This is a genomic window from Thauera butanivorans, from assembly GCF_048398245.1.
GTDB lineage: Bacteria > Pseudomonadota > Gammaproteobacteria > Burkholderiales > Rhodocyclaceae > Thauera > Thauera butanivorans.
In genome coordinates this window covers 2,756,111-2,781,599 of the sequence record NZ_CP183038.1, presented here as the reverse complement: position 1 = coordinate 2,781,599, position 25,489 = coordinate 2,756,111, and the positions used below count along the sequence as shown (strand labels likewise).

The following is a 25,489-nucleotide window of genomic DNA, read 5'->3' as shown; positions in this document are numbered from 1 at the left end:
GCTTCTCCTTGCCGTCAGCCGATCAGCGACTCCCACAGCCTGATCTGGGCCGCGGCCAGTCCGTAGTTCTTGCCTTCGGCGACGAAGAACTTCGGCAGATCGACGTCGCCGCCGCTCTTGAACAGGTGCTCGCGGAGCTTCTCGAAGTGCGCGACATCGGCCCTGGCGATGGCCTGCATGCTCGGCCACAGCGCCCGCTCGGTGCGGCGTTCGGCCAGGCCGACGATCTGCACCGCGGCCAGGCGCGCGCTGCCGTCGGCGCCGATCAGCGCGTCGGCAGCGGCGGCGGCCTTGATGCCGGCTTCGTCCGCGCCGCGCGTCCGGGCGAGGATTTCGAGCGACAGCATGGTTTGCAGGTCGGGCGCGCGCGCGGCCTCCAGCTTCAGCTTCTCGGCTTCCGCTTCCGCTTTGGTCGCCCGGCCTTCCAGTGCCGTGCGTTCGGCGCCCAGGGCCTTGTTGTCGCTTGCCGCCTTGTCGAGCGCGGCCTGCATTTCGGCGATGCGCGTACTGCCCCTGGCTTCGCGTTCGAGGCTGGCTTCGAGCCGGGTGCGCGCATCGGCGAGTTCGGCACCGGTGCTGTCCTGCGTCCTGAGCGCGGCTTCGATGTCCGCCTTCAGCTTGTCGATTTCCTCGCGCGCGGCCTTCAGATCGGCATCGGTACCGCCTGCCGTTTCCAGCCTGATCCTGGCCTCCCTCAGTTCGGCCTCGAGCTGGGCGATTTGCAGTTGCGAGGCCTTCAACTGGGCGGCAAGCGTGGAGCCTTCCCTGTTCAGCGCGGCGGATCGGGCGCGTTCGTCGTCGAGCATCCCGGAAAGCTCGTCGATGCGCCGCTTCACCGTCTCGTCGATTGGCGAGGCGGCCGTCTTCAGGCGCTCGATCTCGGCGCGCGCGGCGTCGAGATCGGCTTTCAACTTGTCGATCTGCGCGCTGGTGGCTTCGAGTGCATTGGCGAGCACGGCGGCGTTGCGCTGGTCCGATCTCAGCGTCTCGATCTCCTTCCGCGCAGCCTCCAGCGCCAGCGCCAGGCGCTCGATTTCGGCCAGCGCATCGGCCAGGCGCTGGTCGCCGCCGAGGGCGACCGCCTTTTCCAGTTCGGCGATGCGGATCTTCAGGCGCGCGGCTTCGGCTTCCAGCGCGCCGCGCGCTTCCTCGGCCGTGTCGGCGGCTTCGAGGGCGGCGTCCAGTTCGTCTTCGAGCCGGGCGGCATCCGGCGGCAGGGCCGCGGAGGGCGGCGGCAGCGTGGTGCCGAGCGCCAGCACGACGGCGCTGACGGCGGTTTCGGCGGTGCGCGGCGGCCGGCGCACGTAGAGGATTTCGTCCGGATTCGCCTCGGCCCAGATCGCGCGCCAGACGTCAGCGTCGGTATCGATGCGGTGGATGGGGGGCTGCGGCAGCACGCGCAGCGCGAGGCGATCCAGGCGCGCGAGGCGGCCGAGCGCGCGCGGCACGGCCTCGGCCGGCGCTTCGAGCTGGCGGGCGCGCAGCGCGAAGGCCGCGTCGCTCATCGGCACCAGCACCATCACGTCGCAGTCGGCGTCGCGTTCGAGGTCGATGGGGGCGAGATGGGCGGAATCGGCCAGCACCGCGGCCAGTTCGCTGCGGCGCAGCGGCGCGATGCTGACTTCGAAATCCTTGGGGAAGAACTGCTGGCGGCCGCCGACCGGGTCGATCGAATCCTGCGGCAGCGAGCCCCAGGGCGGCAGCACGCGGAAGTACTGGCTGGCGGCGAAGGCGCCGCGCAGTCCGCTGCTGCGCCGCGCCGCGAGCACCGCCTGCAGCAGTTCCTGGTAATGCGCGGCGAGATCCTGCTGGATCGCGTTCGGGGTGTTCAGCGCGCGCTGCGGCCGGCGCAGCAGGCCGCGGTCCAGCCACAGGATGCGGCCGCGCTCGACGGCGATCAGGCCCAGCGCCACGGCGTCGTCGGACGGCAGCGCGAGGCGTTCGCCGCTGCCCAGCAGCTCGCGCGCGAGGTTCGCGCGCACCGCGATCTCGTCCTGCTGCGGCAAGGGCAGCGGCAGCGGGACCAGGCGCAGCTCGACGCCTTCGGCCCATGCGGAAACATGCGGCGTGCGCGGCGCGGAAAGATCCTTCGGGTAGGCCTCGGCGATGCCGTCGATCATCTCGGCGTGCGTCAGCGCCAGCGCGTACAGGCCGCGCGCATGGCTGCGGAAGCGGCCGTCGTTGAGGGTGGCGATCAGGCCGCTGTCGAGCAGGTCGATGGTCAGCGGCGTGTCGTTGAGCTGCAGCACGCGGCCGGATGGCGCGATCGCGATGCCGGGCGCGACTTCGAGCACGTGGCCGGACTTCAGGCTCGGCTCCAGCCCGCGCACGATGCCGGCGCCGAAGACCTGGCCGAGTTCGAGCAGGCGTTCGTCGAGGTAGATCTGGTCGCGGTTCAGGTCCGAGGCCTTCAACAACTGGCCGTCGAAGTAGTTGGTGCGCGACAGCAGCGGGTCGATGCTGGAGATGCGTTCGCCGGCCGCGTTGGTCGTGCCGGTGCGCAGCGGGGTGAAGTGGATGGTGGCCATGGCGGCTCCTTACGCGCGGATCAGCCGGGCAAGCGCGGCGGCATTGAACAGGAAGGGGCGCACGAGGTTGTCCACCTCGATGCGGCGCGGGTTGACGACGAGGCCGGGCCCGAGCTCGGCCTCAGACTCAGACTCAGACCCGGGCGCCGGCGGCGTCAGGCGGATCGCGATGCGCGCGAGCAGCGTGCGCGCGAGCAGCGCCGGCTCGGTCAGGAAAGCCTGGCGGGCAACCAGCGCCTGGTTGTCGTCGCCGAGCGAATGCAGCAGGCGGGCGCCGAGTTCGAGCTGGCCGCGCGCGCCGCCGCTGGCGGCTTCGATGCGGCTGCGCTCGCTTTCGCCGAGCCTGTCCTCGATCTCGTCGAAGGGCCGGATGCGGGCATGGGCGGCGAAGAGGTGTTCGTCGTCGGCGACGTCCTGCGGGCGCTCGGCGGCCAGTTCGAACAGCACGCAGTCCGCGACCCGGCTGGGCTGCACCGGATCGGTGCCGGCATTGATCCCGGTCGCCAGCACCGGCTGCAGGCCGCTGGCGCAGTCCTGGTAGCGCATCGTGACCTTGAGCCACAGCAGGTTGCCGGGTTCGTCATAGCCGTCGCGGATCAGTGCGCCCCACGCCGCCTCGTCCTCGAACTGGGCGGTGAGCCAGGCGCCGAGATCGACGCAGTAGGGCTCGGCGGCGCTGACTTCGCGGCCGAGGCCATCGACGCCGATGCCGGGGCTGACGACCAGGCGCACGCGCACGTTGTCGGTGTCGTTGCCGGGGTCTTCCGCGCGCATGCTCACGCGCAGGCCGGCCACGGTGCCGGCGCCGTGCAGCCAGTAGCCGTGGCGCGTCGCGCGGCGGCGGTGGTAGTCCTGCTCGGCGCGCGTCGCTTCCAGCCCGAGCAGCATGCCGGGCTGGTGGCTCACGCGCTTCAGCGCCTCCTCGAAACGGCCGTCGCTGGCGAGGCTGGCATCGCAGTTGTCGTCGGGCTTGCTCATGCCCTTCTCCTTTCTGGTCCTTTACGGTCCGTCACCGGCGCCCGCCCCGACGGCCACCGCATGCTCGGGGTCGAGCGCCACAGGGTTGTGCAGCAGATCGCCGCGGCCCAGGCGCGTGCGCTCGAGCACGACGCGGCCGGACGGCGGCCGGGTTTCCAGCCAGGTGTCGATGCCGAGCAGCGGCGACAGGCCGAGCACGAAGGGGTGCTCGCTGCTGCGGACGGCCCATTGCACGGTCGCCGGCACCAGCGCCGGCAGCGCATCGCGCACCACCGCCTGCAGGCCGCGCGCCGGGCCGTGCAGGATCACCGTCAGGCGCCGCGAGGCTTCGTCGAAGAAGCGCTCGACCACCGCCGCTTCGCCCTGGCGTTCGGCCACTTCCGGCGCGAACAGGGCGAGGAACTCGCGCGCCATGTCGTCCGACAGGATCAGGCTGTCGCCGACGATGCTGTTGCCCGACTGCCCGGTGCCCAGCGTCAGCGGATGGCCGCGGTCGTCCATGTCGATGCCGAGGAGGGTCGCCATCGTGCGGCGCAGGCGGAAGTGCTCGACCGGGATCACCGCGCCGCGCGCGACCGCGCCGTCGGTCAGGATGTCGAGCGCCAGCAGCAGCCCGCGATAGCTGCCGTGCGTCTGCTGCAGCGCGCCCTGGGATGCGAGCCAGCGGCGGCGGCGGGCCTCGGGCCAGTGGCCGGGCAGGGCGGTGCCGAGGACATGCGCCAGCCAGGGCAGGTGCGCGGCCGGCGCCGCCGCCGGATCGACGAGGATTTCGCTGGCGGCGATGCGGTCCTCGAGCGGCGTCAGTACGCCCTCGAAACTCGCCAGCAGGCGTTCGCGCAGGTCCGCGCCGTTGGCCGGCACCCCGTCCGCCACCTCGTCGGCATTCGTGGGCTGCGGGCGTTCCTGCTGCTGGAAGTGGTCCGGCAGATAGTGCGTCTGCCACGAAAAGCGCGGGTAATACACCCGCAGCGCGAAGATCGCCGGGCTGTGGCGGCCGTCGCCGTGCAGCGTGAGGCGCAGCCGCAGGTAGCGGCCGCGCACTTCGCGCACCGCGCCGGTGCCGCGCTGGAGCAGCACTTCGTACAGGCCGGCATGGGGATCGTCGGGCGGCGCGCGGCCGGGCGCGAACGGCAGCTCGGACGGCTGCGGATTCCGCACCGCCTGCGGCTGTTCGATCCACTCCGCCGGCAGCCGGGCGCGATCGTCGCCGGCCTGGACGGCAATGTCGATGCGGCAGCCGGGCGGGATGCAGGCGTCGAGATAGAGCCGGTCCCACAGCGTGTCGGGCATCGCCGAATCGAGCATCTCGCTCAGCGTCACCGTGCCGGATGGCGCGAAGTGGGCCTGGGCGAGGCGGTAGAGGCGGATCGGGCCGTCCTTGGTGAGTGTGCAGGGATGGCCGTCGCGGCGACGGACGAAGCGCGCCGCCGCGGGCAGCGCGGCTTCCGAGCGGCGCGGCCAGCGCTCGGGCACGGCTTCGGCGCGGGCTTCTTGTGCGCTGCTTTCGCTGCTTTCCTCGCCGTCGTCCGCCAGCGCGAAGAGCGGGCAGTCGCGCCGCCGGCCATGCTGCTCGCCTTCCTCGAACGGCATCAGCAGCAGGAAACGGCCCGCGCCCGGCGCGGCGATGTCGGTGGCGAGCGGCAGCCCGGCCGGCAGGCGATGGATGCGGAAGGCGGCGGCGGGGCCGGCGGCGAGCGGACGGCTGAAGACCTGCATCAGCGGCGCATCGTCGGTGCTGTCCGGACGTTCGGCGAGGATGTAGAGGCGTTCGCCGTCGGCGGCCAGGCCCAGCAGGCCGCGGTGCGGCGGCAGCGCCACGTCCCACAGCAGGCGCAGCGGATCGGGGTTGGCCTGCAGCGGCTCGAAACGTTCCGGACGGCCGGCGTAGCGCCGCGGCAGCGGGGCGCCGGCGGCGAGCCCGAGCCGCGTCTCGCCGAGCAGCCAGACGCGGTCGGCGCCGCTCGCCGCTTCGACGCAGGCGTGCCGCGGCGCGAACGCCAGCATGCAGTGCGTCTGCCAGCGGCGGCGCAGATGCACGGCAGTGAGGCCGTGCGCCGTGCCGCCGTCGCTCCACGGCAGCGCGACCACGCCGCTGCCGCCGAAGGCGAGGTCGGTGAAGCGGCCGTGCGGGGCGTCGACCGGGTCCAGCAGCAGGGATTCGAGGTCGGGTGCGCCGGTTTCGGCGTCGTCGAGCGCGGCGAGTACTGGCTGCCACTGAGCTGGCTGCCTCTGCGCCGGCGGCCAGGCGAGCGCGCATTCGAGGCGCAGGCCGTCGTCCGACAGGCGGCCGAGCTGGCCGTGGTCGTCGATCATCCACGGTGTCGCCGCGGCATGGATGTCGCGCGCGCGCGCCGGCGGCAGCTGCGGAATCCTCGCGCCGTCCTGGCGCGTCAGCGTGAATGCGCGCTGCTCGGCATCCCACGCGCACTGGCGGCTCGCATTGCGGAAATCCGCGGCGCCGTCGAGGAGCAGGAAGCGCGTGCCGTTGCTGTTCATCGCCGTGTCCTCAGCAGAGGTCGGGAATGACCGGGACCGGCACCGCCCGGCTGCCGCCGTCCGGCGCCGGCGCGCCGGGGCCGAAGCCGCGCGGCGGCGCGGGGCGGTCCTCGCCCGGACGGATCGCGACCGCCATCAGCTCGGGAAGCTGGAAGTCCAGCAGCGGCAGCGCCTGCGCGCCGCTGAGTTCCAGCCAGGCCGGCGCGTCCTGCTGCGGGTCCTGGTAGAACAGGCGCAGCGCGTTGACGGCCTCGACGCCCTCGACCCGCCCGGCCTGCGTGCGCAGTTCGTTGATCTCGACCGCCTTGCCGCGCGGCCAGCCGGCAGCGCGCGGGCCGCCTGGCGGCAGCGCCCACAGGTAGCGCAGCAGCGCGCGCTCGACTTCGGCATGCACCTGCTGCTCGGTGGCCGGATCGACGACCTCGAGCGACAGCGCGACGGCGACCGGCACGAACTGCGGCGACAGCACGTACAGCTCGGTGCCGAGCATGCAGCGCGCCGACAGGTAGTCGTACACATCGGTCAGCAGCCCGGCCTTGGGCCGCGGCGCGGCGGCCAGCGCCTGCGGCGCGGGCGGCAGCACGAATACGCCGACCACGCCCGGCACGCCGCGGCGCACCGCCTTCAGGCTGGCGCCGGGGAAGAAGCCGGCGACCGCTTCGGCGCGCGCCACCGGATTGATCGGGTTGTCGCGCGCGAGCACGCCGTAGTCCTCGGCGGTGACGGCGCGGTCGCGGTGGCCGAGGAAGGCGGGGATGCGGCGTTCGGCCTCGTCCAGCGTCTCGGCATCGACGCCGCCGCGCGTCGGCCATTCGTGGCGCAGCGCCAGGCGGGTGCCGCCGCCGTGGATTTCCTTGATGCTGCCGGCCGGCAGGTTGCCGCCGCTGCCGCCGCCATGGCGGTAGAAGGCGGCGCGGATGCGTGCGTTGGCGGGCGGGCGCTTGCCGCGTATGCCGTCGCCGAAATGCACGCTGGCGCTGGCCGCATCGACGGTGAAGACGGTGTCGTCCGGCCCGCTGCCGGCGAAATGCGCCACCTGCGTCCACGGCTGGAAGGCGCGCAGGTGTTCGACGTCGACCTGCACGCTGGCGGCGTCCACGTCCGCGTGCGGCAGTTCGAAGCGCTGGTCGGGGCGCCCGTTGCCGGCGCCGAGCATCACGTCGCGCGCGATGCCCTGGCCGATGACGTCGACCGCATTGAGGCCGATGTAGCCCAGGCTCAGCGCCGCTTCGTCGGCGCAGGACAGGCGCAGCCAGAACAGCAACTGGCCGGGGCGCAGCTCGGCGGGGGCTTCCGGCGGCGTGTCGCCGAGGCCGGCGAACTGCGGATCGAGTGCGCTGGCGGCGCGCAGCAGTTCGGCGTTGCGCGGCAGGCGCAGGCGCGCGACGCCGGTGCGGCGCCCGCCCGCCGAGCTGTCGCCGACGACTTCGAGCGGCAGGTAGCGCACGCTGCCGGGCGCGCCGTCAGGGTCGGGCCACCAGGCGAGCTCCCAGTCCAGCTTGCGCGGGCGCAGGCCGGTGGCGAGCTGGCCTTCGAGTTCCGTCAGCGGCGCGAGGCCGACGTTGAGCACGATGCCGGCCAGATCGCGCCGCAGCAAATCGGCCTGGGCGATGAAAGCGGGTTTGGCGAGCGCGATGGCGAGATGGAAGGCGCCGTCGCGCGTACCGGCGGTGCTCAGCGCGTCGCGCCCCGGCACCAGCGTCAGCGGGCGGAAGGCGGCGGGTTCGACGCCGTACTGGGCGCGCAATTGTTCGAGGCTGATGCCTTCGGCGGCGAGCGCGGCGTCGTCCAGCGTGTGCTTGACGAGGATGTGCAGCGCGAGCGGCGTGGGCTGGACTTCGCCGACGGTGGAAAAGCTCGTGCTGCCGGCCTTGAGCAGCGATTCGGCGGCGAGCAGCGGCGGCAGCGCGCGGTTGGCGGCATCGATGCTGACGATGCCGGCGGCCGGGCGGGCGGGGCGCAGCGGAATCTGCAGCAGGTTCAGGAAGGCGCGGCGCTGGCGCTCCGGAATCTGGTTGGCGCGGTAGATGATGGTCTCGGTGAGCCAGGCGAACAGATCGACCAGCGCGTAGACCGGGTCGCCCGGCGCCAGCGGCGCCATTTCCGGCACGTGGCGGGCGAGGCGGGCCTGCAGCTCGGCGACGAGCTCGTCGAAGCGGCGGTCGTCGAGGTCCGGAACGGGAAAGTGTGTGGGATGCGGCATGTGTTCGGCTCCCTGTCATTGCGTCGTGGTCTTCATCTGCCTCAGCCCAGTTCCAGTGCGAGCGCGAAGGTCTCGCGGCGGCCGTCGGCCAGCAGCCGGTAGCGCACTTCCAGAGTGACGTGGGAGAGGCGTTCGCCGTCGGGTACGACGCGCACCTCGTCGATGCCGACGCGCGGCTCCCAGCGCGCCAGCGCGCGCCGGGCGGCGTCCGCGATCAGGGCGCGCGTGGTTTCGTTGTTGGGGTAGTGGATGAAGTTGCGGATGCCGGCGCCGAACTCCGGGCGCATCAGCCGCTCGCCCGGCCCCGTCAGCAGGATGTTGAGCATCACTTCGCGCACGCTGGCGTTGCCGCGGCGCCACGCGGGGCGGCCGTCGGCGCCGAGGCCGCTCAGCAGCGGGAAGCTCGTCAGCAGGGATTCCGGCGTCGGCATCTTCATTTTCCTTTCAGCGCTTTCAGGCACAGCCGGGGCAGGGCGATGAAGACCCATGGCAGCCAGCCGAGAAAGAGATTCAGCAGGTTGATGACGACCATCAGCAGCAGCATCGCGCACAGCGTGATCGCCGGCAGGCTGAAGCCGAAGCTCCAGCAACTGCCCGAACGGTTGCCCGGGCCGCCTTCCTTCATGTCGATGCCGGGCTGGATCCTGCGCATCACGTCGGCGAGCGATTTCGATGTGAGCAGCGCGACGCCGCGCGGCAGGCCGCGTTTGAAGTCGTCGAGCGAAGGCAGCACGATCGTGGTCGGGCGCTGCGCCTCCGGGTCGAAGGGCGAGGCGACGCGGAACATCCGGCTCGCCGGCCCCCAGGCGACGCGCTCGCAGCCGCAGTCGTCGGCCCAGCGCACGAAGGGCAGGGCGACGAAGCGGTCGCCGTCGGTCTGGCCGTAGCGCGGCAGCGCCAGGCCGTCGTCGAAGCGCACCTGGGCGCGGGCCAGGCGCAGCGCGACGAGGCTGCGCAGGTCGGCGGCCTGCTGTTCGGAGATGGCGAGATGGTCGTTGCGCGTCTGGTTGCCGCCGGCGGGCAGGGCAGCCGAGCCGGGTATGGCGTCGTGGCGGGCAATCCGTGCGAAGAGCGTGATCAGGCCTGGCGCACTCCGGTCCAGCCATGCGAGTACCGTCTCGCCGGACACCTGAACGGGCCGAGATATCAGGCTGTCGTCGACGATGCGCCATTCCAGCGTGTGGAAGCGCAAGCTGCCGAGCAGCGCGCGCAGTCCGGCGTTGTCGGCGTCGGCGGCGTCGTGAACCTGAAACTGCGCGATCAGCGTCTGCAGCAGTTCGATGAAGCCGGCGGTCGCGATGCCGTTCGTGACGAGCTGCCCGTCGTCTGCGCTCCACGCCTTCTCCCCCCGGCTGCCGAGCGGCCAGGCGTGTTCGAGGCCGAAGTCGGGCGCCTGGTCGCCGCTGGCCTGCGGCAGCGGCGTGTCGGCGGCTTCGCGCGCGCTGCCGCCGAGCGGCAGGTAGCCCCACAGCAGCGTGTGGCTGCGCACGATGCCGCGGGCGTCGCGGCGGCGCACCAGCAGCGGGTGCAGCGGCGTGACCTCTTCGCCCGAATAGGGCGGCTCGGGGAAGCGCTGCGGCAGCAGGCCGCGGGCGGTGAGGCGGTGCACGTCGTCCGGGTCGTGATCCGGGATCGGGCCGCCGCGCCAACCCAGCGGCTGGCCGTCGGCGATCATCCAGCGCTGTGGCGGGCCGTCGGCGGGCATGCGGCGCACGACCATGCCGGCGCCGAGGATCTTGTTCGGGTCGAAGGCCGGCGCGCCGGGCGCGATGCACCGCACTTCGGCGCAGACGACGTAGAAACTGCGGTGCATCGGCAGGCGCAGCGTCGGCTCGTTCTTGAAGCGGCCGAAGCGGTCGGCGCCGAACCAGGGCTGTGCCGCCATGCCGGCCAGGCGGCCGGCGCGGGCGTCGTCGAGGAAGCGGGCGACGAAATCGTCGTCCAGATAGCGGTGCAGCGTCGGGCCGTCGCCGGCGCCGGCGAAGAAGGGCGCGGCCACGCGCGGCGCGTGCGTGCCCGCGCTGCCGGAGAATTTCGGTGCGCGCCGGGCCTGTTCGGCCAGCAGCGCGTCTTCGACGGTGGTCACCATATGTTCCCCGCTCCCGGCGTGTAGCTCGCCGACACCACAGAGTTGCTGATCAGGGTGTCGCACTGCACGACGCCGGAAAACTTGCTCAGTCCGGCGTCGACCTTGACCATGCCGGCCGACACCGTGAGCTGCGCGGCCTCGATCTTGACCTCGCCGGCGCTGCTCACCTTGATGCTGCCGGGCGACATCTCGACCTTTTCGCCGCCTTGCTCGACCGTGATCCTGCCGCCGCCCTGGTCGGTGATCGTGAGGTGGTTGCCGGCCGGCGTTTCGATGCGGACCCTGGGTTCCTGGTCGTCCAGCAGCACCTTGATGCCGGCCGGGCTCTGGATGAAGTAGCGTTCTTCCACCGGCTCGGCGTCGCCCGGCTGGCTGCCGCCGCCGCTCCACACCGCGCCGAGCACGATGGGCAGGTCCGGGCTGACGAAGGCGACGACGACCTGTTCGTTTACGCGCGGCAGCAGGCTGACGCCGTAGCCGCTGCCGGCGCCCGGCACCATCACCGCCGCCCAGGTTTCCAGGCCGCTTGCCGGCAGGCGCAGCTTGACGCGGCCGCGCTGTTCCGGGTCGGCGTTGTCGAGCACCACACCGAGGTGCAGCTCGTGCAGGGAGCCGGGGCTGTGATGTGTGCTCATGGATTCCAGTCCGGACGTTCGACGCGCAGCCGGGTGGACAGGCCCTGGGTGTTGTCGAAGTGGTGCCAGCATTCGGTGACGCGGTAGCGGCCGGCCAGCCGCGGCGACACGCCGGCCAGCTCCACTTCGCGCCCGGCACGCAGTTCCGGCGTGCCGGTGCACACGATCTCGCCGTGCAGGAAGCGTTGGGCGTCGCGGCGGAAGGCGCCGCGGGCGAGGGAATCGGCCTCGGCCTGCGAGCGTGGGAAAGGGTGGGCGCGCGGCGAGCGGCCGTCCCAGCCGAGCTCGGCCAGCGTCGCCGCGGCGGTGCGGCCGGAGGGCGCGGGGGCGAGCGCGGCACTGCTGCCGCTGGCCGCGGCATCGTCGGCCAGGTTGTAGCCGTCGGCCAGCACTTCGCGCGGCTGGCGGTTGAGGTCGGCGATGATGCGGACGCGGCGGGCGTTGGTGCCGGGGTCGAGATGCACCGGGCTGGCGTCGGCCTCTTCGGCGCGCGCGCGCAGGCGGCCGTCCTGCAGGCGCAGCGGAATGTCGTGCGGCCCCAGCATGCGCAGCAGGAAGGCGAGATGGCTTTCGTTGTGCTGCAGCCAGTCGGCGCTGCCGGCGTCGATGCTGACGTCGGCCTGCAGGCCGGCATCGCTGGCGATCGCGCGCACGACCGCGTCCAGGCCCTGGTTCTCGAACACGCGGCTGGCGCGGCTGCGCGCGAGCTTGTGCAGGGCGTCCTCGGCGAGGATCACGAGCTGGGGCGCGCCGTCGCCGTAGCGCTCTTCCAGCGCGGTGATGTCGCCGGAGAAGATGGCGCTGCGCGCGGTCTCGCCGAGCACGATGTCCAGCCGGCTGCCCAGGCGCAGGTCCTGGAAGCCGAAATCCGCCGTGCCGCTGCTGTTCGGCAGCCAGTTGATCAGCCGCAGTTCGGCGCTCGCCATGCCGCTGGCCGGCAGATGCACCGACAGCGCGGCCGCCGCCTGGCCCAGCGCGGCGAGCACGCTGCCGTCGATGCTGAGGCGCGGACGGGCGCTGACGAGGGCAGTATCAGTCGATGACAAGGCGGGCCTCCCGCTCGCGTGCGATGGCGAGCAGATCGAACAGCGTTTCGCCCGGCTGGCCTTCGGGCGGGCGGGCGTCGGCGCCCGTACCCTGCGCGGGGTTCGGTTCGGGCTGGATCTCGGCCAGCAGCTCGTCGATGATCACCGGCATCATCGGCCTCCGAATGGAATCAGCAGCGCGCCCGGCGATGCGAAGCGCGGGTTGTCGAGGGCGTTGAGGTCGGCCACGCCGCGCCAGTCGCGCGGGTTCCGTCCGGCCGCTTGCGCCGCGCCCGCGGCGCTCTGGCCGCCGGCCGCGAAGCCGGGACGGGCGGCGGCCTGCACCGACGGGTCGAGCGCGAACTGGTAGCGGTCTTCCTTGAAGGTCAGCGCCAGCGTCGCGCGCAGCGGAATGCCTTCCGGGGCGAAGAAGTCGAGCGTCTCGGAATAGCTCGACAGCATGCCGGTGAACTGGAAGCTGCCCCACTGGAAGCGGCAGCGCGTGGGCGCCTTGGGGCGCTCCGATTCGGCATCCTGCGGTTTCATGAAGGCTTCGGCGATGCGCTTGGTGAGCGTGCGGACATCGGTGTTGGCGGCCACCGTCTCGCGCTTGTCCGTGCCCAGTGCGGCGGTGACGCTGGTGTCGAACACCAGTTCCACCGCGAGCGTGGATTCGCTCTTGTCCACATACTGCGCCGCCGCGCCGCTGCCGCCCTTGTTGTCGGCCTTCAGCGTGTTCGACAGCGTCACGCGCAGCGTCGCCGGGTTGAACTGCACGTCGATGTGCTTGCTCTCGTCGGTCTCGACCTGATCGCCGTTCATCGGGATCAGCTTGGCGCGGGCGATCTGCATGGCGGGCATGGGCGGTCTCCTCAGACGTGTTCCAGTTCCAGGCCTTCATGCACGAGCTGCAGCTCCTCGATGGCGACCTGGCTGGCGGTCGAGGAGAGATCCGGGCCCTTGAACCTGGTCGGCAGCGCGTTGGTGATGCGCCAGCGCAGCAGCGGCGCGTCCGGCCTTTCGGGGTGGAACACGTCGATGGTGCCGTTCATGCGCAGCGCGTGGTTGGCCTGCCGGGTGGAGACGTCGAACCAGCGCCACAGGTCGGCGACCGCGGTGATGCCGCGCTTGAGGACGATGGGGGCGAAGGTCGTCGGGCCGGCGAGCTGCACTTCGCCCCAGTTGCGCCCGCCTTCCTTCAGTGCCTTCGGCGCCATCGTCGCTTCCAGCCCGCTGACTTCGCTGAAGGCGCCTTCGCACAGCAGGCTGCCGCCCTCGCCGTCGTACAGCGCGACGTGGAAGCGGAAAGGGATGAATTCGGCATGCTCAGCCATCGAGCGCCTCGATGCGTGTGTCCGCCCCGCTGGCGTGGCGGTCCTGCAGGAAGGTGATGCGTATCCGGTCCAGCGGATAGGCGAGGGCGGCTTCGATCTCGAACGCGAGCGTCGATTCGGCCTGCGGCAGTTGCCGGATGCGGCAGGCGTCCTCTGGGCTCGCGCCGCGCAGCGCGCCGGCCGCATGCAGCCGGCCGAAGAAGGCGTGCAGCGCGATCTCCACCCGCGGATCGCGCGGATCGACGTCGAACGCCAGCCGTTCGCCCAGCGTGCGCAGTTCGCGCCGCAGCCAGCCCATGAAGCGCATCGCCTCGGCCGAGTACCAGTGGCCCAGGGCGCGGGTGGCGGCGTTCATGCGGTCGAGGTCGGCAGCGGGCAGGCAGGGCGCGCACAGCGCTTCGTCGTCCACCTGCAGTTTTCCGGCGCGCATCAGCAGCACCGTGACGCCCGGGTCGTCCCGCAGATCGGCCGCGCGCTGCTGCGTGACCGGCGGCCAGGGCTGCAGCATGCCGGGCAGCGGGCGTCCGCCGATCGAGCGCCAGGCGCCGAAGCGCTGGGCGACGCGCGCCTGCATGCCGGCGACGAGCCCGCAGGGCGAACCGAGTGCGCGGTCGTCGCCGCGCAGATAGGGCCAGACGAACTGCAGGTGGCGCAGCCGGCGGAACTCCGCGCCGTCTTTCACGTTCTCGTCGTCCGTCGCGTCGGGGGCGGGCCTGCCGCGCAGCCGATCGAGGAATGCGGCCGCAGGCGCGGGCAGTTCGTCCTCGGGCCGCGAGTCGAGCGGCAGCGCGAGCAGGCACTGCAGGTCCGGCCGCAGCCGCGCCAGCGTGCGCGCGATGCCGGCGACGATCCGGTAGGCGTCGGCGGTTTCGCCCGCGGCCGGCATCTCGTCCGGGTTGCGGCGTTCGCGGTGGGTGTCGTCGATCTCGGTGCCGCAGGGCAGGAACACGGGGGCGGGATTGGCGAGCCGCAGGCGCGGCACGTCGGGCAGCGCGGCGGGCACCAGCAGGCGTTCCAGGTCGGGCAGCGCGACGATGCCGGCGCGCGGCACCAGCAGCGCGTGCTCGAAGGCGCCCAGCGTGTCCGGCCCGGCCAGGTCGGCGCCGGGGCGCGGCAGGAAGGCGTGGATGCCGTCGCGCTCGGGCACGCGGATGATCCACAGCGTGCGGGTGTCGGGTATGCCGGCATCGGCATTGCTGGGGCCGCCGCCGGCGAAGAAGTCCTGCACCGCCAGCGGCAGCCAGGCCGTGCGCCCGGCAAGGGTGCTGCGATAGCCGGTGCCGGTATCGAAGGCGAACGGGAACAGGGCCTGGAAATGGCCGAGCGAGCGGATCGGGATCGGCAGCCGGTACAGCGCGAGCAGGTCGGCATCGTCCGCAGCGGCCAGTTCCGGTTCGTCGAAGAGCTGGCGCAGCCGCTCGACCTGCCTGGCGAAGCCCAGCGCCTCGATGTCCGCCAGCACGACGGCGTCGCGCGCGAGCCGCTGCCACTGCGCGCCGCCGTCGGGCGACGGGCAGTGGCCGATCATCACGACTTCGACGGGCGCGAGCCGCCCCGGTTCGGGGCGGGCGTCCAGTTCGATGCGGCGGTCGGCGAGCAGCACGGCTTCATTCCTGTTCGATGGTCTCGACCGACAGCACCAGTTCCTCGATGGCGACGTCGCCGCCGCCCTTGGCGGTCAGCGTCGGCCCTGTCCATTTGATCGGGATCGCGCCGCGCAGCTTCCAGGTCAGCACGGTTTCGCTGCGGTCCTCGGACTGCAGCTTGATGGCGATGTCGCGCTTGGCTTCGGAAATCTTCCCGGTACGGCCCAGCTCCAGCCACTCGTAGAGGTTCTGCGCGCCGATCACGCCGCGCTTGAGGGTGACGTCGCCGGCCTTGTGGATGCCCGGCACCTTGCGCACGTAGTTCACGCGGTCGTTGCCGGCGCGGTATTCGGCGATCGTGACTTCGGCATTGAGGCCCGACACTTCGGAGAAGCCGGCGCGCACCTCGCTGCCCTGGCCGGGTTCGAGATCGACGAGGAAATTGAACGCCGAGTAGGGGGTTTCACGGAAAGTGGCCATGACTCTGTTCTCCGGTTTTCAGGCGTCGGCGGTCTTCTGGCCGATGCGGAAGATCACGAATTCGGCGGGCTTCAGCGCGGCGACGCCGACGAGGCACACCATGCGGCCGTTGTCGATGTCGTTCTGCGTCATCGTCGAGCGGTCGCAGCGCACGAAATAGGCTTCCTTGGGCGTGCCGCCGAGCAGCCGGCCGTTGCGCCATTCGGAGAACAGGAAGTCCTCGACGCTGGAGCGGATGTTGGCCCACAGCGCCTCGCCGTTCGGCTCGAACACGGCCCACTGGGTGGATTTCTCGATCGAGCGTTCCAGGTAGAGGAAGTAGCGCCGCACATTCACGTACTTCCATTCGGGATCGCTGGCCAGCGTGCGCCCGCCCCACACGCGGTGGCCGCGCCCGGCGAAGGAGCGCAGCACGTTGATGCCGTTGGGGTTGAGCAGCTCCTGCTGGAAGGCGTTGATCTGCTGGTCGAAGCGCAGCGCGCCGAGCACGACCTCGTTGGCCGGCGCCTTGTGCACGCCGCGGTCCACGTCGGTGCGCGCGTAGATGCCGGCGATGAAGCCCGAAGGCGGCACGGCGATGTCGCGCCGCGTGCCGGCCGGATCGGGGGTGACGACCCAGGGGTAGTAGAGGGCGAGGCGGGAGTCGTCGAAGTTGCCGGCGAAGGCGCGCACTTCGCCGATGCTCTGGTCCTTGCGCGAATCGACGACGCCGATGCGATAGCGCATGCGGCGGCAATGCTTCTGCACTTCCAGCACGACGGCCTTGTGCACGTCCTCGGGGGAGGCGGCCGCGGCGGGCGTCATGACGATGGACACGTCCTCGATGTCTTCGAGCGCCTTCAGGCCGGTGCTGCCCCTGACTTCGTCGGTCTTGCCGGCGTAGTCGATGGCCGTGGGCTCGCCGCCGTCCGAACCGCCTGCGAGCGTGATCAGGTAGCGTGGGCCATCGAGCGACGTGGCCGGGGGGGTGATGGCGGCGGAATCGCACAGCGCGATCAAGGCGCTCCGGATCTGTTCCTCGCTTGCGTCCGCCGGCTCGATGGAGGCTGCGATCGGCGAACTCAGCGCTTCGGCACGGCGCTCGGGCTCGGCCGGAAGAGCCGCGGCAAGACTGCCGGGGCCGTCAGGGGCGATGGACAGTTCCCCGTAGGTGTATATGACTTCGCCATCCTTGCCGCCGCTGCGCACGTCCAGATCGAAGTGGCGCCGGGCGGTGTCGCGCCAGCGCAGCTCCAGCGTGTATTCGCCGGCCTTGCCGGGGAAGCGGCTGAAGAAGCTCACGATGCCTGCCGCGCTTTCCGCGTCGTCGGTGTCCTCGGCGTCTTCGGGCGGCTCGGGAGGCTCAGGTGGCTCAGGAGGTTCGGGGGTTTCCGTGTCGTCGACATCTTCCGTGTCATCCGCGTTCTGGCGGGTGCTTGCGGCCCTGGGCTGGGTTCCGTCGGCCGCCACGCGCACGACGAAAAGCTGCTTGCCGCCGTTGTCGAAGAAGGCCCGCGCCGCATGCGCGGTGTAATTGGGCACCGCGGCGCCAGCCGTGCCGATGGCCAGATCCTGCGCGTCGCCGTAGATGCGCTCGAACTCCGCATAGCTGGTCAGCACTTCCGGCAGGCCGCGCAGCGGGCCGCTGCGGGTCGGCCCGACCAGCGCCGCGACGCTGGTGCCGACGCCCTCGATGGACTTGTTGCGGAAACTCGTCTCCTCGACGAAGACGCCAGGTGCAAGGTACTCGGGCATGTCGCTTCTCCTTCGCGGGCGTTGCGCTTGTCGGGCGTTCAGGGAAGCCGCAGGACGAGGGCATCCCGTCCCGGGCTGGCAAGGGTGGCGATGCGCCCCGGCGCAAGGTCCACCGTGAGTTCGGTCTTGAATGCGGCGTTGCCGCTGCCCGTGCCGCGTACCTGCGCGGCGGGCAGCGTGTCGGGATCCGTGCCATCGGCGGCGGCACGCAGCGTCAGCGTGGCGGGGTAGGTTTCTGCCGGCGCATCCCTGGTCAGCGAGGGCAGGCGCTCCAGCGACAGGCGGAACTCGCCGTGCGCGTCGCTCTGCGCGATGAAGTCGAGCGGTTCGGCGAGCGGCGGGGCCACGCGCAATGTCAGCAGTACCCACGGCACCGGCGTGCCGTCTTCGCGCAGCGTGCGCCCGTACAGGCCGCCGGCTCGCCCGAAGCGCGTCCCCAGCGGCGAGCGGAACAGCCCCAGGCGGCGCCCTTCGCGCCTTCCGGCGTCGAACGCGAAGCGCCGCGGCAGGAAGATTCCGGCGCGGTCGCGCACCTCGCCGGCGAGCGGGTACAGCGCCTCGTCGGGCGCGACCAGCTCGGCCGGCTCCGCCTCGCCATCGATCACCAGACGCATTCCCTCGGGTTCCCGCCGCCACAGCACGGTGCCGGCCGTCTTGTGGATCAGCTTCAGATCCGGCGGCGCCTGGGTGAAGCGCACGTCGAGATCCTGCGCCGGCAGCACGCGGCGCGCGACGGCCTGCGGGCCGCTGGCGTCCAGCCATTCGATGAAGTCGCTGGCATGCAGCACGAGGGTCTCGGCGATCATCGCGTGCGCGCTCCGTCGTCCATCGGGAACACCAGCGTGCGCACCGGCGGGCCTTCGGCGGGGTCGATGTCGGGGGCGAGGCGCACCGTCTTGACCAGATAGGGCGCCGACAGGCGGTAGTCGCCCGGCAGGCTGTCCCACAGCCGCATCAGGTCTTCGGTGCTCATTTCCTCGGGCATCACCTGCACGCTGTCCTCGTCGCCCCACGAGGGATCGGCAAGACTGAGGTCGCCGCTCGTCAGCGGCAGGCCACCGCCGACGATGCGGATCGCCGTGGAGAGGTATTCGATCTCCTGCTCGGTGTGCGTACACCATGCGATCAGCAGCAGGTGCAGGTTCACCGGTAGTTCGGGGCGCGGCAGGCGGCGGCCCTCGACGGCGGGCAGGTGGCGGTTGCGGCTGAAAGGGTCGACCGAAATGCGGTGCAGGTACAGCCCCAGCGTATCGGTGTTCGGCTGCGGCGTACCGGCCAGCGTGTGCGAACCCAGGATCTCGACCTGGGGGTTGCCGCCCAGCCGCACCGCCATGCGAATCGCCAGGCGTTCGCGCAGCGCCTGCAGTACCGCGAGGATTCCGTGGTGCGAAGCCAAGCTGTTCTCCCCTTTGAGCCGGCGTGAGCTTGCGAAACGGTGCTGCGACGAACGGATCATTCCTGCCTGTTGCAGGATGGATACCGGGATGTCGTGCGAGAGGAAGCCGAGGAGGTCCCGATGTGGGTCAAAAAGCCACACTCTGATCGTAGTGCGGGAATGCCGAATGTCGAGATAAGAATTTCTATTGAAATGGCTAGAACTTTGTTGCCGTATGCATGGACTGCCGCGAGCCGTGGAGGCACACTTCCGCGAGCGTCGGCTCGTCACGGAGCCGTTTCATGCCGATTGTTTTTGACGATGGAGGTGGTGAATGGGGAGCAGGTTCTTTCGTTCCATGCTGTTCGGGAGTGCGATCCATTGCCTGATCGTTTTCAGCGTGCAGGCCGCTCCGCCCTTGCCGGCGCTGGGCGCCGACGCGAATGCGGTGACGGTGTCGGGGATTTCGTCCGGTGCCTACATGGCGGTGCAACTGCAGGTCGCACATTCGCAACTGGTGAAAGGGGCGGGCGTGATCGCCGGTGGTCCCTACGAGTGCGCCCAGGGCAGCATGTGGCGCGCGCTCGGCAACTGCATGGAGCCGTCTACGCCGGCCAGCGTGCCCTCTGCGCGCGACACCGACTCACGTATCCAGGCGCGTGCCCGCGCCGGCCGCATCGACGACCCGGCAGGGCTGGCGGACGACAAGGTGTGGGTGTTCTCCGGCGGCGGGGACCGCACGGTCGAGCGGCCGGTGGTCGATGGATTGGTGGCCTTCTACCGCAGCCGCCTGCCGCAGGACGCGGTGCAGTACGTGCAGCACGACAATGCCGGGCACGCGATGATCTCGGTGGCCGATCCGGCGGCGAATGCCTGCGAGACCTCGGCGCCGCCTTTCATCAACCGTTGCGGCGAACTGGATGCAGCCGGCGAACTGCTGACACAGCTGTACGGACCGCTGGCGCCGCGCGTGGAGCGCCCGGCAGGCGAAGTGGTCGCCTTCGACCAGAGCGAATACACCGGCATCGCACCGTTCGAGCTGAGTATGGCGGATCAGGGCTACGTCTATGTGCCGCAGGCCTGCCGCGAGGGCGGCTGCCGGCTGCATGTGGCGCTGCACGGCTGCCGCCAGACCGAGGGCCAGATCGGCCGGCGTTTCGTCGATACGGCAGGCTACAACGAGTGGGCCGATGGCAACCGGATCATCGTCCTGTATCCGCAGGCAGCGGCGCGCAGCGGCCTGGCCTTCTGGTCCTTGCGCTGGGTGTACAACCCGAAGGGCTGCTGGGACTGGTGGGGCTATACCGGGCCGGAATACGCGACGCGAGACGGCGGCCAGATTCGCGCCATCCGCGCGATGCTCGATCGCCTCGCCGAATCCCCCAGGTAGCCGCCGGGCGGGACCCGGCGGCGGGGCAGGGAGAGTCAGGCCTGCATGTTGGCCGGGCGGTAGGCCTGGATGACCGGCAGCAACTGGCCGAAGACCTTCGGCGTGCCGGCGACGACGTTGCCGGTGGTCATGAAGCCGGCTTCGCCCGACAGGTCGGACACCAGGCCGCCGGCTTCCTGGATCAGCAGCACGCCGGCCGCCATGTCCCACGGCGACAGGCCCATTTCCCAGAAGCCGTCGAGACGGCCGCAGGCGACGTAGGCCAGGTCGAGCGAGGCCGCACCGGGGCGGCGGATGCCGGCGGTCTTCTGCGTCAGTTCCTTGAACATCGCCAGATAGGCATCGACGTTGTCGAACTGGCGGAAGGGGAAGCCGGTGCCGATCAGCGCTTCGTTGAGGCGGGTGCGGCGCGACACGCGGATGCGGCGGTCGTTGAGGAAGGCGCCGCCGCCGCGCGAGGCGGTGAACATCTCGTTGGTGTTCGGATCGTAGATCACCGCATGTTCGAGCACGCCGTTCCTGGTCTGTGCGATCGACACCGCGTATTGCGGAAAACCATGGATGAAGTTGGTGGTGCCGTCGAGCGGATCGATGATCCAGTTGTACTCGCTCTCGGGGCCCGACTCGCCGGACTCCTCTGCTAGAATCCCGTGCCCCGGGAAGGCCTCGCGCAGCACGTCGATGATCGCCTGCTCGGCAGCGCGGTCGACTTCGGTGACGAAGTCGTTGGGCGTCTTGCTCTGCACCGTCAGCAGGTCGAGCTGCGTGGAAGCGCGGTTGATGACGGTCGCAGCGCGGCGGGCGGCCTTGACGGCGATGTTCAGGGTGGGATGCATGCGGGATCTCGGTTAAAGAGGCGGGGCTGTGCCGCGCTATCGTGCGCGCCGGCCCGGCGGAATTCGGAAAACGCGGAATTTTAATATGAATCGCCCCCTTGCGCTCGACCGTATCCGGGTCGTGCTGTCGCGTACCAGCCACCCCGGCAACATCGGCGCCGCCGCCCGCGCGATGAAGACGATGGGGCTGCGCCAGTTGTGGCTGGTGTCGCCGGCCGTCTTTCCCGACGAGGTCGCCACCGCGCGGGCGTCCGGCGCGGTCGATATCCTCGAGTCCGCCCGCGTGGTCGATACCCTGGAACAGGCGCTGGCCGACACCGTGTTCTCGGCGGCGCTGACCGCCCGCCGCCGCGAGCTGTCGCTGCCGCGCCTGCATGCGCGCGAGGCGGCGCAGGAAATCGTCGCCCGTACCATCGATGGCGAGGTCGCGCTGGTGTTCGGCAACGAAACCAGCGGCATGACGAACGAGGAAGTCGGCCTGTGCAGCCTGCCGGTGACGATCCCGACCGACGCCGAATTTTCCTCGCTGAACCTGGGCGCAGCCGTCCAGTTGCTGGCCTACGAGCTGCGCATGGCCGCGCTGCAGCCGCCGCCCCCGCAGGATCTGCAGGCCGAGCCGGCCACCCATGCCGACTTCGAAGGCTTCATGGCCCACCTCGAACATGCGGTGACGCTGAGCGGCTTTCACGACCCGAAGAATCCCAAGCGGCTGCTGCCGCGCATGCGGCGGATGTTCAACCGCATCCGGCTGGAGAAGGAAGAAGTCGCCATCCTGCGTGGCATGCTGACGACCTTCGAGACACCGAAGCGGCGCAACTGAAAGCCCGCTGAGCCGGGCCGCTGCCTGCAAGGAGGTCTTGGAGCGCGCGGCCGAAGGCCTTAGCATCTGTTGCCAACGAGGACAGGTGGACGGGCCCTGCAATGAACATTCTCTACGACGAGGCGATCGACGGCGCGCTCGACAAGGTCGATGTCGCCGATCTCTTTGCCGAGCTGCGCCGCAGCCTGCCGGATCTCCAGATTCTCCACAGCGAGGAAGACCGCCGCCCCTACGAGTGCGATGCCTTGTCGGCCTACCGCACGCTGCCGATGCTGGTGCTGCTGCCCGAGCGTGTCGAGCAGGTCGAAGCCATCCTGCGCATCTGCCATGCGCGCCGGGTGCCGGTGGTGCCACGCGGCGCGGGCACGGGCCTGTCGGGCGGGGCGCTGCCGCTGGAGCAGGGCGTGCTGCTGGTGATGGCGCGCTTCAACCGCATCCTCGAAGTCGATCCGCAAGGGCGCTTTGCCCGCGTGCAGCCGGGCGTGCGCAATCTGGCGATCTCGCAGGCCGCCGCGCCCTACGAGCTCTATTACGCGCCCGATCCCTCGTCGCAGATCGCCTGTTCGATCGGCGGCAACGTGGCGGAGAACGCGGGCGGCGTGCATTGCCTGAAGTACGGGCTGACCGTGCACAACGTCCTCAAGGTCGAGATTCTCACGATCGAGGGCGAGCGCCTGACGCTGGGCTCGGATGCGCTGGATTCGCCCGGCTTCGATCTGCTGGCGCTGTTCATGGGCTCCGAAGGCATGCTCGGCATCGTCACCGAGATCGCGGTCAAGCTGCTGCCGAAGCCGCGGGTGGCGCGCGTGCTGATGGCGAGCTTCGATTCGGTCGACAGCGCGGGCAGGGCGGTCGCCGACATCATCGGCGAAGGCATCATCCCGGGGGGCCTGGAGATGATGGACAAGCTCGCCATCCAGGCGGCCGAGGATTTCATCCATGCCGGCTACCCGGTCGAGGCCGAGGCGATCCTGCTGTGCGAGCTGGACGGCGTCGAGCTGGACGTCGCCGAGGACATCGAACGGGTACGCGCAGTGCTGAACAAGGCGGGCGCGACCGCGGTCAGCCTGGCGCGCGACGAAGCCGAGCGAGTGAGGTTCTGGGCCGGGCGCAAGAATGCCTTTCCCGCCGTCGGCCGCATGTCGCCGGACTACTACTGCATGGACGGCACGATTCCGCGCAAGCATCTGCCCAGGGTGCTGCGCGGTACGGCCGAGCTTTCCGAACGCTATGGCTTGCGTGTCGCCAACGTCTTCCATGCCGGCGACGGCAACATGCACCCGCTGATCCTGTTCGATGCCAACCAGCCGGGCGAGCTGGAAAGGGCCGAGGAACTCGGCGGCAAGATCCTTGAACTCTGCGTCGAGGTCGGCGGCGCCATCACCGGCGAGCATGGCGTGGGACGCGAGAAGATCAACCAGATGTGCGTGCAGTTCAACGCCGACGAACTGACTTTCTTCCATGCGGTGAAGGCGGCTTTCGACGCCGAAGGCCTGCTGAACCCCGGCAAGAATATCCCCACGCTGCGCCGCTGTGCGGAGAACGGCGCGATGCGTGTGCATCAGGGACAGATGCCGTTTCCCGAACTGGAGCGTTTCTGATGAGCAGCGCAACACCGGATGCCGATCGCAGTGAGGAACTGCTGGCCCAGGTCTGCACGGCGCTTTCCACCGGCACGCCGCTGCTGATCCAGGGCGGTGGCACGAAGGCGTTCTACGGCGGGCAGGGCAGCGGCAGCTTGCTGGATACGCGAGGCCATCGCGGCATCGTCAACTATGAGCCGACCGAACTGGTCGTCACCGTCCGCGCCGGCACGCCGGTCGCCGAACTCGAGGCGGTGCTGGAAGGCGAAGGCCAGACGCTGGCTTTCGAACCGCCGCAGTTCGGCGGGCAGGCCACGGTGGGCGGCATGGTCGCGGCAGGGCTGTCCGGACCCCGGCGGCCGTGGGTCGGCGCGGTGCGCGACTTCGTGCTCGGCTGCCGTATCGTCACCGGGCACGGCAAGCATCTGCGCTTCGGCGGCGAGGTGATGAAGAACGTCGCCGGCTACGACGTTTCGCGCTTGATGGCGGGCAGCCTGGGCTGCCTCGGGCTGCTCACCGAAGTGTCGCTGAAAGTCCTGCCCAAACCGCGCAGCGCCTGTACGCTGCGCTTGGAGTTGGATGTGCCGGCCGCGCTTGACCGTTTCGCCGAATGGGGCCGGCAGCCCCTGCCGATCACCGCCGCCTGCCATGACGGCGAAGCGCTGATGCTGCGGCTGGAAGGGGGCGAGGGCTCGGTGAAGGCTGCGCGGGAAGCGCTTGGCGGCGAACAGGTCTCGCCGGCGTTCTGGACCGCGCTGCGCGAATTCCAGCTCGATTTCTTCGCCGATCCGGCGCCGCTGTGGCGGCTGTCGGTAGCCAATGACTGCCGTCCGGCCGTGCCCGCCGGCGCTCAATTGGTCGACTGGGGCGGTGCCCAGCGCTGGCTCAAGAGCGCCGCCGACAGCACGGAAATCCGTCGTGCGGCAGCGGCGGCGGGCGGGCATGCGAGCTGTTTCACGCCGGGTGCCTGCGACAGCCCGCTGCACCCGCTGCCGGCAGCGCTGATGCGCTACCACCGCCAGCTCAAGGCGCAGCTCGATCCGCAAGGCATTTTCAACCCCGGCCGCATGTACGCCGGGCTGTAACAGGCAGAGGCCATGCAAACCAAGCTGAGTGAAGCCGCGCGCCAGCTGCCCGGCGCCGAGATCGCCGAAAGCGTACTGCGCGCCTGCGTGCATTGCGGCTTCTGCAATGCCACCTGTCCGACCTATCAGTTGCTGGGAGACGAGCTCGACGGCCCGCGCGGGCGCATCTACCTGATGAAGCAGATGCTCGAAGGCGGCGAATTCAGCGCCAGCACCCGCATGCATCTGGACCGCTGCCTGAGCTGCCGCAACTGCGAGACGACTTGCCCCTCGGGCGTGCAGTACCACAAGCTGCTCGATGTCGGCCGCGCGGCCATCGAACTGTGGGCGCCGCGGCCGCTGGACGAAACCGCCCGGCGCACGCTGCTGCGCGGCACCCTGTCGCGGCCGACGGTATTCAAGACGCTTCTGGCGGCGGGCACGGCGCTACGGCCGCTGCTGCCCGAAACCCTGGCATCGAAACTCCCCCGGCGCAGACCTGCCGCCAGGCAGCGCCCGGCGCCACGCCACGCCCGCAGCGTGCTGATGCTGGAAGGCTGCGTGCAGCCCGGCCTGTCGCCCAACACCAACGCCGCTGCGGCCCGGGTGCTGGACCGCCTCGGCATCAGCGTCCGGCCGGTGAGCGAAGCCGGCTGCTGCGGCGCGCTCGATTTCCATCTCGATGCGCAGGAGGCCGGGCTGGAACGTGCCCGGCGAAACATCGATGCCTGGTGGCCGGCGATCGAGGCGGGCGCCGAGTCGATCGTGCAGACTGCCAGCGGCTGCGGTGCCTTCGTCAAGGAATACGGCTACATGCTGCGCGACGATCCGGCCTATGCCGCCAAGGCGGCGCGGGTCAGCGAACTGGCCAGGGATCTGGTCGAAGTGCTGCGCGCCGAACCGCTGGACAAACTCGGCGTGCCCACCGGCAAGCGGCTCGCCTTCCACTGTCCCTGTACCTTGCAGCATGCGCAGAAACTCGGCTCCGCAGTCGAGGCCGTGCTGGCCGGCCTGGGCTTCGAACTGACGCCGGTGCCCGATGCCCACCTGTGCTGCGGCTCGGCAGGCACCTATTCGCTGACGCAGCCCGAGCTTTCGCGCCGCCTGCGCGACAACAAGCTGGATGCGCTGGAAAGCGGCAAGCCCGAACTGATCGCGACCGCCAACATCGGCTGCCAGACCCACCTGGACAGCGCCGGCCGCACACCGGTGCGGCACTGGATCGAAATCGTCGACGAGGCGCTCGGCGGCTGACGACGAGCCGGTGTTGCGCACGAGGGTGAAGCCCGGTATAGTTCGCCCCCGTCGAGCGCGGAACGGCGCGAGACGAAAG

22 protein-coding genes are annotated in these 25,489 nt (G+C 70.6%); 5 read left to right on the top strand and 17 right to left on the bottom strand.

The genetic code is table 11. The features are described 5' to 3' along the window. Positions 1-14: 14 nt before the first annotated feature. Genes ACNQFN_RS13500 through ACNQFN_RS13425 form a run of 16 tightly spaced genes read right to left on the bottom strand, consistent with a single transcriptional unit; the run spans position 15 to position 18,484 of the window. Complete coding sequence (locus ACNQFN_RS13500) at positions 15-2,528, bottom strand: methyltransferase type 11 (protein ID WP_418646763.1); 2,514 nt, start codon at positions 2,526-2,528, stop codon at positions 15-17. A 9-nt stretch (positions 2,529-2,537) separates the two neighbouring features. Beyond that, positions 2,538-3,506, bottom strand: a complete 969-nt coding sequence (locus ACNQFN_RS13495; RefSeq protein WP_068636662.1) for a hypothetical protein — start codon at positions 3,504-3,506, stop codon at positions 2,538-2,540. 21 nt (positions 3,507-3,527) lie between these two features. After that, positions 3,528-6,002: a phage tail protein gene (locus tag ACNQFN_RS13490; protein ID WP_068636661.1), complete on the bottom strand. Its 2,475-nt coding sequence runs from the start codon at positions 6,000-6,002 to the stop codon at positions 3,528-3,530. Between the two features lie 10 nt (positions 6,003-6,012). Then, positions 6,013-8,205 (bottom strand): putative baseplate assembly protein, encoded by a 2,193-nt coding sequence (locus tag ACNQFN_RS13485; protein ID WP_418646762.1) that lies wholly within the window; start codon positions 8,203-8,205, stop codon positions 6,013-6,015. A gap of 41 nt (positions 8,206-8,246) precedes the next feature. After that, on the bottom strand, positions 8,247-8,642 hold the full coding sequence (locus ACNQFN_RS13480) for a GPW/gp25 family protein (protein ID WP_068636659.1): 396 nt from the start codon (positions 8,640-8,642) through the stop codon (positions 8,247-8,249). Further along, positions 8,639-10,294: a hypothetical protein gene (locus ACNQFN_RS13475; protein ID WP_418646761.1), complete on the bottom strand. Its 1,656-nt coding sequence runs from the start codon at positions 10,292-10,294 to the stop codon at positions 8,639-8,641. Before ACNQFN_RS13475 ends, ACNQFN_RS13480 begins: the two co-directional genes overlap by 4 nt. Then, positions 10,288-10,929 carry a phage baseplate assembly protein V gene (locus ACNQFN_RS13470; protein WP_418646760.1) on the bottom strand — a complete coding sequence of 214 codons (642 nt, stop codon included), beginning with the start codon at positions 10,927-10,929 and terminating at the stop codon, positions 10,288-10,290. The genes ACNQFN_RS13475 and ACNQFN_RS13470 overlap by 7 nt, the downstream gene beginning before the upstream one ends. After that, complete coding sequence (locus ACNQFN_RS13465; protein WP_418646759.1) at positions 10,926-11,975, bottom strand: phage late control D family protein; 1,050 nt, start codon at positions 11,973-11,975, stop codon at positions 10,926-10,928. Before ACNQFN_RS13465 ends, ACNQFN_RS13470 begins: the two co-directional genes overlap by 4 nt. Next, positions 11,962-12,129 carry a hypothetical protein gene (locus ACNQFN_RS13460; RefSeq protein WP_418646758.1) on the bottom strand — a complete coding sequence of 56 codons (168 nt, stop codon included), beginning with the start codon at positions 12,127-12,129 and terminating at the stop codon, positions 11,962-11,964. The genes ACNQFN_RS13465 and ACNQFN_RS13460 overlap by 14 nt, the downstream gene beginning before the upstream one ends. After that, positions 12,126-12,815 (bottom strand): hypothetical protein, encoded by a 690-nt coding sequence (locus ACNQFN_RS13455; protein WP_418646757.1) that lies wholly within the window; start codon positions 12,813-12,815, stop codon positions 12,126-12,128. Before ACNQFN_RS13455 ends, ACNQFN_RS13460 begins: the two co-directional genes overlap by 4 nt. Positions 12,816-12,826: 11 nt before the next feature. After that, complete coding sequence (locus ACNQFN_RS13450) at positions 12,827-13,288, bottom strand: phage tail protein (protein WP_068636655.1); 462 nt, start codon at positions 13,286-13,288, stop codon at positions 12,827-12,829. Beyond that, positions 13,281-14,891 (bottom strand): hypothetical protein, encoded by a 1,611-nt coding sequence (locus ACNQFN_RS13445; protein WP_068636654.1) that lies wholly within the window; start codon positions 14,889-14,891, stop codon positions 13,281-13,283. The genes ACNQFN_RS13450 and ACNQFN_RS13445 overlap by 8 nt, the downstream gene beginning before the upstream one ends. Positions 14,892-14,895: 4 nt before the next feature. Further along, on the bottom strand, positions 14,896-15,354 hold the full coding sequence (locus ACNQFN_RS13440; protein WP_068636653.1) for a phage tail protein: 459 nt from the start codon (positions 15,352-15,354) through the stop codon (positions 14,896-14,898). Positions 15,355-15,372: 18 nt separating this feature from the next. After that, positions 15,373-17,088, bottom strand: coding sequence for a phage tail sheath family protein (locus tag ACNQFN_RS13435; RefSeq protein WP_418646756.1), 1,716 nt, complete (start codon positions 17,086-17,088; stop codon positions 15,373-15,375). A 38-nt stretch (positions 17,089-17,126) separates the two neighbouring features. Continuing rightward, positions 17,127-17,894, bottom strand: coding sequence for a hypothetical protein (locus tag ACNQFN_RS13430; RefSeq protein WP_418646755.1), 768 nt, complete (start codon positions 17,892-17,894; stop codon positions 17,127-17,129). Then, a complete protein-coding gene (locus ACNQFN_RS13425) occupies positions 17,891-18,484 on the bottom strand; it encodes a DUF4255 domain-containing protein (protein WP_068636691.1) in 594 nt (197 codons plus the stop codon). Before ACNQFN_RS13425 ends, ACNQFN_RS13430 begins: the two co-directional genes overlap by 4 nt. Before the next feature lie 337 nt (positions 18,485-18,821). Here ACNQFN_RS13425 and ACNQFN_RS13420 point away from each other — a divergent pair, with 337 nt between their 5' ends. Next, positions 18,822-19,853: a poly(3-hydroxybutyrate) depolymerase gene (locus ACNQFN_RS13420; protein ID WP_245650896.1), complete on the top strand. Its 1,032-nt coding sequence runs from the start codon at positions 18,822-18,824 to the stop codon at positions 19,851-19,853. Positions 19,854-19,888: 35 nt separating this feature from the next. Here ACNQFN_RS13420 and ACNQFN_RS13415 read toward each other — a convergent pair whose 3' ends face one another. Continuing rightward, positions 19,889-20,689: an inositol monophosphatase family protein gene (locus tag ACNQFN_RS13415; RefSeq protein ID WP_068636649.1), complete on the bottom strand. Its 801-nt coding sequence runs from the start codon at positions 20,687-20,689 to the stop codon at positions 19,889-19,891. Between the two features lie 85 nt (positions 20,690-20,774). On the opposite strand from ACNQFN_RS13415, the gene ACNQFN_RS13410 reads away from it, so the two are divergent. The 4 genes from ACNQFN_RS13410 to glcF all read left to right on the top strand — a co-directional run bounded on the left by ACNQFN_RS13410 (position 20,775) and on the right by glcF (position 25,410). Then, positions 20,775-21,509, top strand: coding sequence for an RNA methyltransferase (locus ACNQFN_RS13410; RefSeq protein ID WP_068636648.1), 735 nt, complete (start codon positions 20,775-20,777; stop codon positions 21,507-21,509). A 101-nt stretch (positions 21,510-21,610) separates the two neighbouring features. Continuing rightward, the gene (glcD, locus tag ACNQFN_RS13405) at positions 21,611-23,110 is read left to right on the top strand and encodes a glycolate oxidase subunit GlcD (RefSeq protein ID WP_418646754.1); all 1,500 of its coding nucleotides are present in this window, start codon (positions 21,611-21,613) and stop codon (positions 23,108-23,110) included. After that, positions 23,110-24,177: a glycolate oxidase subunit GlcE gene (glcE, locus tag ACNQFN_RS13400; RefSeq protein ID WP_418646753.1), complete on the top strand. Its 1,068-nt coding sequence runs from the start codon at positions 23,110-23,112 to the stop codon at positions 24,175-24,177. The genes glcD and glcE overlap by 1 nt, the downstream gene beginning before the upstream one ends. Positions 24,178-24,189: 12 nt before the next feature. Continuing rightward, positions 24,190-25,410 (top strand): glycolate oxidase subunit GlcF, encoded by a 1,221-nt coding sequence (glcF, locus tag ACNQFN_RS13395; protein WP_418646752.1) that lies wholly within the window; start codon positions 24,190-24,192, stop codon positions 25,408-25,410. Positions 25,411-25,489: the final 79 nt, after the last annotated feature.

Coding starts and splice junctions, on each gene's coding strand:
- ACNQFN_RS13500 (WP_418646763.1), bottom strand. CDS start 2,528: ATGGCCACCATCCACTTCACCCCGCTGCGCACCGGCACGACCAACGCG.
- ACNQFN_RS13495 (WP_068636662.1), bottom strand. CDS start 3,506: ATGAGCAAGCCCGACGACAACTGCGATGCCAGCCTCGCCAGCGACGGC.
- ACNQFN_RS13490 (WP_068636661.1), bottom strand. CDS start 6,002: ATGAACAGCAACGGCACGCGCTTCCTGCTCCTCGACGGCGCCGCGGAT.
- ACNQFN_RS13485 (WP_418646762.1), bottom strand. CDS start 8,205: ATGCCGCATCCCACACACTTTCCCGTTCCGGACCTCGACGACCGCCGC.
- ACNQFN_RS13480 (WP_068636659.1), bottom strand. CDS start 8,642: ATGAAGATGCCGACGCCGGAATCCCTGCTGACGAGCTTCCCGCTGCTG.
- ACNQFN_RS13475 (WP_418646761.1), bottom strand. CDS start 10,294: ATGGTGACCACCGTCGAAGACGCGCTGCTGGCCGAACAGGCCCGGCGC.
- ACNQFN_RS13470 (WP_418646760.1), bottom strand. CDS start 10,929: ATGAGCACACATCACAGCCCCGGCTCCCTGCACGAGCTGCACCTCGGT.
- ACNQFN_RS13460 (WP_418646758.1), bottom strand. CDS start 12,129: ATGATGCCGGTGATCATCGACGAGCTGCTGGCCGAGATCCAGCCCGAA.
- ACNQFN_RS13455 (WP_418646757.1), bottom strand. CDS start 12,815: ATGCCCGCCATGCAGATCGCCCGCGCCAAGCTGATCCCGATGAACGGC.
- ACNQFN_RS13450 (WP_068636655.1), bottom strand. CDS start 13,288: ATGGCTGAGCATGCCGAATTCATCCCTTTCCGCTTCCACGTCGCGCTG.
- ACNQFN_RS13440 (WP_068636653.1), bottom strand. CDS start 15,354: ATGGCCACTTTCCGTGAAACCCCCTACTCGGCGTTCAATTTCCTCGTC.
- ACNQFN_RS13435 (WP_418646756.1), bottom strand. CDS start 17,088: ATGCCCGAGTACCTTGCACCTGGCGTCTTCGTCGAGGAGACGAGTTTC.
- ACNQFN_RS13430 (WP_418646755.1), bottom strand. CDS start 17,894: ATGATCGCCGAGACCCTCGTGCTGCATGCCAGCGACTTCATCGAATGG.
- ACNQFN_RS13420 (WP_245650896.1), top strand. CDS start 18,822: ATGCTGTTCGGGAGTGCGATCCATTGCCTGATCGTTTTCAGCGTGCAG.
- ACNQFN_RS13415 (WP_068636649.1), bottom strand. CDS start 20,689: ATGCATCCCACCCTGAACATCGCCGTCAAGGCCGCCCGCCGCGCTGCG.
- ACNQFN_RS13410 (WP_068636648.1), top strand. CDS start 20,775: ATGAATCGCCCCCTTGCGCTCGACCGTATCCGGGTCGTGCTGTCGCGT.
- glcD (WP_418646754.1), top strand. CDS start 21,611: ATGAACATTCTCTACGACGAGGCGATCGACGGCGCGCTCGACAAGGTC.
- glcE (WP_418646753.1), top strand. CDS start 23,110: ATGAGCAGCGCAACACCGGATGCCGATCGCAGTGAGGAACTGCTGGCC.
- glcF (WP_418646752.1), top strand. CDS start 24,190: ATGCAAACCAAGCTGAGTGAAGCCGCGCGCCAGCTGCCCGGCGCCGAG.